Source organism: Hymenobacter plasmatis (genome assembly GCF_020711255.1).
Classification (GTDB): domain Bacteria; phylum Bacteroidota; class Bacteroidia; order Cytophagales; family Hymenobacteraceae; genus Hymenobacter.
Window position 1 is genome coordinate 1 of the sequence record NZ_JAJFAW010000058.1, and the last position, 1,247, is coordinate 1,247.

General features: G+C 67.3%; 2 protein-coding genes. Both read left to right on the forward strand.

From position 1 onward, the window contains the following. Positions 1-52: 52 nt before the first annotated feature. Complete coding sequence (locus tag LJ738_RS21100; protein WP_196283896.1) at positions 53-355, forward strand: transposase; 303 nt, start codon at positions 53-55, stop codon at positions 353-355. Further along, positions 352-1,233, forward strand: coding sequence for an IS3 family transposase (locus tag LJ738_RS21105; RefSeq protein WP_227788334.1), 882 nt, complete (start codon positions 352-354; stop codon positions 1,231-1,233). The genes LJ738_RS21100 and LJ738_RS21105 overlap by 4 nt, the downstream gene beginning before the upstream one ends. Positions 1,234-1,247: the final 14 nt, after the last annotated feature.

A 1,247-nucleotide genomic window follows, 5' to 3' on the forward strand; every position in this document is an offset into this window, starting at 1 on the left:
ATGAGGTGGTCTAAGCTAGCCGGACGGAAGAAGGACGTATATTTCTTCTGTTATGACAGCCAAAAAGAGCGGGTCGTCGCCCGACCAACGACGCAAATACGACGAGGCGTTTAAGGCCGAGGCCCTACGCTTGGCTTCGGAAAGTCGGAGCACGCAAGCGGCCGCCCGGCAGCTGGGCATCAGCCCCAAGCTGCTCTACCGCTGGCAGCAGGCCCAGGTGGTGGCCGAAGTGGGCAGTGTGGAAGTGGCCCGCGACCCGGAGGTACGGGCCCTGCGCGCCGCCAACAAGCGGCTGGCCCAGGAGCTCGATATTTTAAAAAAAGCCTTGGCCATCTTCGCCCAGCCGACCCCGTGAGCACCTACCAGCACATCGCCCAGCGGCAGGCCCGGGTGCCCGTGCGCCAGCTCTGCCGGGTGCTGCAAGTCGCCCCCAGCGCGTACTACGCCTGGCGGCACGTCCAGCAGCGCTCACCGGCCGATCCTGCTTGGCAAGTGGCCGTGCGAGAAGCGTTTGGGCGGCACAGCCAGCGCTACGGCACCCGCCGGCTCCGCGCCGAAGTGCAGGCCGAAGGCTACGCGGTGGGCCGCTGGCGCATCCGCCGGGTGCTGAAGGCCCACGGCCTGCGGGCCCAGCAGCCGCGCTCGTTTGTGCCGCATACGACCGATTCCGACCCGGCCGTGCGCGCGGCTCCCAACCGCTTGCTCGGCCAGCCGGCCCCCACCGCCCCGAACCGGGTGTGGGTCGGCGACATCACCTATTTGCCGCGCCAGGGCGGCGGCTGGCTGTACCTGGCCGTGTGGCTCGACCGGTGCTCGCGTAAAATCGTGGGCTGGGACGTGCGCGACACCATGCCCGAAGACCTGGTCAGCGAGGCCCTGCGCCGGGCCCTGGCCGTGCGCCGCCCACCCGCTGGACTCATCGTGCACTCCGACCAGGGCAGCCAGTACACGGCTACCCGATTCAAAGGCTTAGTCGCCAAACACGGCGCGCAGCAAAGCATGAGCCGCCGGGGCAACTGCTACGACAACGCCCACGCCGAATCCTTTTGGAGCCGCTTCAAGGCCGAGCTGCTCGACGGCGGCCGCTTCCCCGACTTGGCCGAAGCCCGGCTCGAAATCAGCCACCACATCGCCTACTACAATGCCGAGCGCCGCCACTCCGCCCTCGGCTACCAATCGCCCAACCACTTCGAAACCCACCTTCAAACAACGTCCCATTTCTGTCCGGCTTAGCTAGACCACCTCAG

Bases quoted from the DNA above. Each gene is read 5' to 3' on its own strand.
- LJ738_RS21100 (WP_196283896.1), top strand. From the start codon at position 53: ATGACAGCCAAAAAGAGCGGGTCGTCGCCCGACCAACGACGCAAATAC.